The sequence below is a fragment of the Microcystis sp. T1-4 genome (assembly GCF_000297435.1).
Taxonomy (GTDB): domain Bacteria; phylum Cyanobacteriota; class Cyanobacteriia; order Cyanobacteriales; family Microcystaceae; genus Microcystis.
This window is the reverse complement of the sequence record NZ_CAIP01000058.1, coordinates 1-5,860: the sequence shown is the minus strand read 5'-3', so window position 1 is coordinate 5,860 and position 5,860 is coordinate 1. Positions and strand designations below refer to the sequence as shown.

The following is a 5,860-nucleotide window of genomic DNA, read 5'->3' as shown; positions in this document are numbered from 1 at the left end:
CTTTGTTGGGAGCATCTCACCTTTGCAATGAGCATAAATACTTAGTGGAAAAATAGGCTTTTCGAGGGTAATTCTTGTTTTAATTCTCCATGTACGCAGTCTTTAAAAGCCTCTATTTCGTTCCAAGACACGATTAAGAGTGGCTTTTAGGCTAAGTATAATTACTTATCGCGTAAGTGAGATGCTCCCGGCTTTGTTTGGGCTTGAAATTTGTTTAAGTCCCATTAACTATCTCTGCCATTACTTTAGAAAAATGGTAGTATGCCACTTTTCCGATCAACCCCTGGCAAAACTGAAAAAATAGTTAATAATAATATACAAGGGTTGATTATTGCTACTATGGCAAGAGTGCCTTTTGTCTGACTTGCAGCAGAAGTCTATTGATAGCTTCGGGAATTGTCAAAACCGAGATGTAGTTACTCATTGAACACCACAAAGGCTAAAATATGGAGTGTTATTTATGAGTCATTTATCCCTATCTGAACAGATTACCTGGGAACTTCTGGCAATCCTGATTGAAGAAGAAGTCACCTATCCCTGGGATGTAACCGATGTGGAGAGTAATCATCCCTTAGACGTGACAGAAACGCCTTTTTCTCTGTGTGAAGGACTAGAAGCGACGGTGCTTGAAGCACAAGCTCATCGATTCTTTAGCAGTTTACAGCAAAAATTCCCGACTGTTTCCGTTTCACCCCAGTCTAATATCTTTGATAAATTTGCCTCTTTACTGCCGGCCGAACATTTAAATCGTCTAATAGAAAGTGCTGAAAATCTAGTTAATAGTCAACTAGATAAATTTGAGCGCCTTGTTGTTTGTCTTAGCGAGCTTTTTCCCCAATGGTCTCCAGAAGATTTAGAGGTTTTTGCCCGTCCCTACGCCTATACTATGCGTAATGGCCAGAGCGAAACCACTATCGAAACCGAAAATTGGCAAAGTCTTTCCGAAATTGAACAAATTCGCCGCAGTGCAGCCATCGCCAGCCAGATTTTCCGCGACTTGTCTTCTCCTCAATAGTCATCTCATTTTATTTTGTACGACTACATTAGGTTACACTTCATCTTTATGAGAAACTCCATATCTCTTTATTTTGATTTTTTGGTTTTTGTTTCTACCCGTCAGAAAGATTCTATAACTTGTGATTAATTTTGAAAGCACTTTTTAGAGTTAGATGCGTCTGATGACGCATCCTATCTGTTCAGAGTTTCTTACATTTTGCTGAGAATACGCTGGACTATATCCATTCCCGTGAAGGCTTGCCAGCCAAAAAGACCTAAAATGACGACATTAAGGGTAATATGAGTGATTCTGGCCAATTCATTCCCTTTTTGCATTAAAGGTACTAAAGCGGCACTGATCGAGATTAAACCCACCATCCCTAAACCGGCCAGCAGATGGGGACCGACAAATAATTTACCGTTATTAATATAAGTCACCGCCATACCCCCGATCGTCCCCAAGACCATTAAAGCGAGGATTAGGGAGCCAATTTGATAGTGTTTAGTGCGAAAATCCTTGGGCAATAATTGTTTTTTTAGGTCCTTATCTGCTGTACGCGTCCGTCGCCATTGTAGCCCCGAATAGAGGGCATAGATAGTTAATCCTAATAAAACCCACATGAGAATGGGATGGCCAAATTGTGACCAAGTTTTTACGGCACTGGGAATCTCGAAGTTCATAGTTGTCTGTTCTCATCAAAGATCTCTTCTTAATAAAAATTAACATGAATCGCTCACTCTTCCTTATTTTTCGGGTCATTAGACTTGTCAGACTAGATCAGCAACATAGCTCACCATCACCACTACGCGCCACTTCCCCCTCTCCTATAGCTTTTAAACAGGATTTAGTAAGAATAATGCCAGAAGCGGCAAAACTAAGGGTTTCAACCTAGACGCGGTTTAGTGATAATTCTTTGACAATAGAGTTGAATTCCTTCTAACTTAGCTAGGGAGAATTTTGGTTTAATAGGAAGGATCAGTAAAGACATAAAACTCATCCGCAGCAAGCGATAAACAAGGATAGTTAAAGTTGTATGTTTTTCGAGACTGAGAAGATAACTATAGATATTATGAGTTAGTCTTAGATAACCATAGCGACGGGTGATAGAAGATGGTTCATGAATAATTTTAATCTGATTGGTAACAACAACTAAATAGCCTTGATTTGCGTATCTTCGGGAAAAATCAAAGTCTTCGTAGTAGAGAAAGTAATCGGGATCAAAATGGGGACAAGTGGAAAAATTCGAGAAATTAATTAATAAACTGCATCCCGTCACCCAGTCAGGAATAAGATAGGGTTTATCTCCATAGTCTAAGGATTCCTCCACCACGTTAATTGTGCCGATTTTGGCATTAAATTTTCCCCAACCAAACCAGATTTTACCATCCGGTTCGTAAATTTCTGTACCAGCGATGGCAACTTCCGGATATTGCTGAAAAAATTTGCTTGCTTTCTCCAGAGAGTCGGGTAATAAGTAAGCGTCAGGATTAACTAACCAAACGATAGCTTCTCTGTCTTGTTGATAAATCCAATCAAGTCCCAGATTACATCCTTTCCCAAATCCTAAATTTTCCCCCGCTTCAATAATCTTGACTCTTTGCGCTGCTAAAGATTGGATATTTTTATCTTCAGTGGAATTGTTAACAATGATGAGAGTAGCAGATAAGTCATCGTCGAGGGAAGCGATTAAACGCTTAATTAATTCCGCGCAATTGTAGTTAACGGTCAATAGATAAATCATTACAGATAAAAGGTAGAGAATTACTTTTTCTGAAGACGACAGAGATTAAATTTTTCGATTTTGGTGGGAAAGGGTTGACAACTTTGGAAATCAATAACGAGATTTTCCTTCGCTAAATCCCCCACTATATCAGGAGATTTTTTATTAAAGTCCGTCTGGAGAATGTAGAGAGATTCTGGGGGAGTATTAGCAATAAATGTCTCGGCATTTTTTCGCATTAAAGTTCCCTCACTGACTCCAGTATTGCCTTTGAGTCTCACAAAACGAGTCGAAGCGGGAAAATAAGGGACGATAAAAGATGTTCCTTCATCTCCCCAGATAACAATCGTGGAATTTTCGTAGGGTTTTAATGCTTGACTATCGATACCAAAATAATTATCTGACCATCCCATTCTCCACCAATCCATCGGTTTAACCGTAGTGACAATTAAGGAAAATATTAGCAGATTTATGATTAATAAAGGTTTCTTGCGAGGATAAAGATAGGCAATAATCAAGATAATTAAAGCGGGACTGATTAATTCTAATGGTATCAGATAACGATAGATAGAAAATCCCACTAACCAAATAGAGTAAGCGGTCAGATAAAAAGGCAGTAAAAACCCTAAAACTGCACCGTGGGTTAAGTCAGGTTCAGAGGATAGATTGCGCTTAAAAATAGCACAAAAAATAATTACTAATATTAGTAAAATTATCAATAAATAGGTGATAGCTAATCGGCTATCTTGGAAAGGAACCTCAGAGACAAGAGTTTGTCTATGGATAAAATAAACAGGATAAAACAACCATTGCCAGATATCTTTAGGCAAATATTGTATCCCTTTAAAATTGTAGTCGGTCTCAATATAAGGAGATTGAAATATTTTATTATAGAAGGGAAAAAGAGGATTAGCAAACTTTGTCCACATTAAGATTATCCAATAACCAGCAGTGAGACTAAAACCCACGGCCATTGAGAGAATTGATAACAGGAGGTTACGCAATTTATCAGACCAAGAATTAGGTAAAAAATTAATAGCTACCAAAAAGCTAATACTATATAAAGCATTGGTTAATTTCAACCCCGTTGCTAATCCTAGTAAGAATCCAGCTAAAAGAGTATTTTTAGAGGGAATTGGCAGATTTTTCCCTAAACTACTAACTATAAAAAATAATCCTCCCAGAACAAAAACACTGGTGGTATTATCACCAATACTGGTTCCTAACTCCGAGATATAGGCTGCCCCAAAAATACTGGTAATCGCTGCCGCTATGCTTAGAGTTATCTTGTATCTTTCGGAAACTTTATCGAGGGAATGATAGGTAATTAGGTGAACTAACCATTGATTTAACCCGTGAAATCCTCCCATTAAAAACCCCACGACAATCGGAGGCAGTTTCAGATAATAAACAGCGACGAAAAAGGGAACATCAACCAGGGGATTAAAAAAAGTTTGTATCTGCGCGGGTAGGACATCATACTTGAACCTTCCTGTCAATAACATATAGGGATTATAGAAATGATAATTGCGTAAATCCCAACTAACATCTTGACCTAAAATAACCGAGATAATCCCCAAAGCAATAAAGTAGGTAATTGCCCAAAATAAGGGATGAGAAAGTGGAAAACGTTTGAGGTTTGTCATAATTGAAAATTCAAGATTTATTTGTTTAGTTTTACTCGCTTAACTTGGCAATTTATAGTTAAGGATAAGATTAAGATTACCTAGTAACAATCCCAAAAAGACGATCAGCATGATTATCTTGACAAAATTAGTTAAAATTTTCGATTTTTTCTCAGTTAAATCATTAAAGAAAAATCCCCCTAAAATAATTGCCGTTCCGATAATAAAGTAATATCTACCGTAAGGAGAACTAAAAACCCAATCCTTAATATTTAAATTCACCGACCAAACGACAAGAAAAATAAAGATAGTGGCAGCACCGATAAAATCAGAGTTTTTACGAAAATCGTCTAAGAATATACCAAGCACTAGCAAGAGAAATCCATAGTAAGGAATTACATACCAAGCATAGTAATGGCTTTGAGCGCCAGAAAAAATAAGAAGAATTGTATAGATTAATATAGGAAAAATAACTAATCGTATTTTAGATATTTTTAAAGGAAATCTGGCAACTAACAGTAGAGTAATCCAACTAAAAATTAACCAACCATCCTCAAAAAAAACTGTAGGTAAAACTAGATTTTTTAACATAGCAAAATCCGTAAAGCGATTTTTATGTTCTTGGAGAGTAGTTAAAAACCAACTAAAATCATAAAACCAACCGTAAAGGTAATACAAACCTAGGGATAAAACTGCCGTCAGAGAAGCGATTAAGCTATCTCGCCAATTTTTTTGGAATAATAGTAAAGCGACTAGAGAAGCTAGAATATATAATCCTGTCACCTTAACTAAAGGTGCTAAACCACCTAGAACTATAGCCAAATATAGATACTTGTTTTGAGACTTTTCATGGTACTGAAGGAATAAAAGTGCTACCGCTAAACTTAGACATAATAATAAATTTTCACTAACTGCTAAACGAGATAAAAAAACCGTATTGGGGTTAGTGGCAAAAATTAAAGAAGTTATAATCGCCACCCCGGTATTAGTCAAACGTAAAGCTAATAAATAAAGTAAGAAAATAGAGAGAGTGCCAAAAACCAAAGAAGGAATCCTAATTACTGTTAAACTACAGTCAAAAAATTCCTTTGCTCCCGATAAAATAGCCGTCATACCCACAATTAATCCAAACAAGGGAGGATGATCGAACCAAGGGGTAACAAAACGATAACGAACAGCAGTTTTTTCCCAAACTGTCACCAAAAAATCATCCGTGGGACTGAGGAAAGACCAACTGGTAGGAACTCCATCTTGAATCAAACTCATGCCACTCCAAGCAAAAGCAAATTCATCTTGAGTCCAGTTATAGGGAGGCAAGGAATCATATTGATAATATCTTAAAATAAATCCCAAGGCCGTAATTAATACACCCAGAAATAGACGGTAATCAAACTTTTCAAAATTCTTAAATAGAAAATCTCGCTGCATCATTATTCTGAAATTAGCTCGCTATTTATCTTTTGGGGTGAACCCGTGCTATTGTAACATGGTTTGACGGTTAAATTTTTTGCCAAACCC

The 5,860-nt window shown here is 36.9% G+C and carries 5 protein-coding genes; 1 reads left to right on the top strand and 4 read right to left on the bottom strand.

Going from position 1 to position 5,860, the window contains the following annotated elements; all coding sequences use genetic code 11:
- Positions 1–460 precede the first annotated feature (460 nt).
- Positions 461–1,015 (top strand): hypothetical protein, encoded by a 555-nt coding sequence (locus MICAI_RS03350; protein WP_008197714.1) that lies wholly within the window; start codon positions 461–463, stop codon positions 1,013–1,015.
- 191 nt (positions 1,016–1,206) lie between these two features.
- Here MICAI_RS03350 and MICAI_RS03345 read toward each other — a convergent pair whose 3' ends face one another.
- From MICAI_RS03345 to MICAI_RS03330, 4 genes are all read right to left on the bottom strand, one after another.
- The gene (locus MICAI_RS03345; protein WP_008197712.1) at positions 1,207–1,677 is read right to left on the bottom strand and encodes a DUF4079 domain-containing protein; all 471 of its coding nucleotides are present in this window, start codon (positions 1,675–1,677) and stop codon (positions 1,207–1,209) included.
- A gap of 203 nt (positions 1,678–1,880) precedes the next feature.
- Positions 1,881–2,738, bottom strand: coding sequence for a glycosyltransferase (locus tag MICAI_RS03340; protein ID WP_008197710.1), 858 nt, complete (start codon positions 2,736–2,738; stop codon positions 1,881–1,883).
- Positions 2,739–2,758: 20 nt separating this feature from the next.
- The gene (locus MICAI_RS03335) at positions 2,759–4,363 is read right to left on the bottom strand and encodes a glycosyltransferase 87 family protein (protein WP_008197709.1); all 1,605 of its coding nucleotides are present in this window, start codon (positions 4,361–4,363) and stop codon (positions 2,759–2,761) included.
- 39 nt (positions 4,364–4,402) lie between these two features.
- Entirely contained in the window at positions 4,403–5,773 is a 1,371-nt protein-coding gene (locus MICAI_RS03330; protein ID WP_008197707.1) for an ArnT family glycosyltransferase, read from the bottom strand.
- Between the last annotated feature and the right edge of the window lie 87 nt (positions 5,774–5,860).

Bases quoted from the DNA above. Each gene is read 5' to 3' on its own strand.
- MICAI_RS03350 (WP_008197714.1), top strand. From the start codon at position 461: ATGAGTCATTTATCCCTATCTGAACAGATTACCTGGGAACTTCTGGCA.
- MICAI_RS03340 (WP_008197710.1), bottom strand. From the start codon at position 2,738: ATGATTTATCTATTGACCGTTAACTACAATTGCGCGGAATTAATTAAG.
- MICAI_RS03345 (WP_008197712.1), bottom strand. From the start codon at position 1,677: ATGAACTTCGAGATTCCCAGTGCCGTAAAAACTTGGTCACAATTTGGC.
- MICAI_RS03330 (WP_008197707.1), bottom strand. From the start codon at position 5,773: ATGATGCAGCGAGATTTTCTATTTAAGAATTTTGAAAAGTTTGATTAC.
- MICAI_RS03335 (WP_008197709.1), bottom strand. From the start codon at position 4,363: ATGACAAACCTCAAACGTTTTCCACTTTCTCATCCCTTATTTTGGGCA.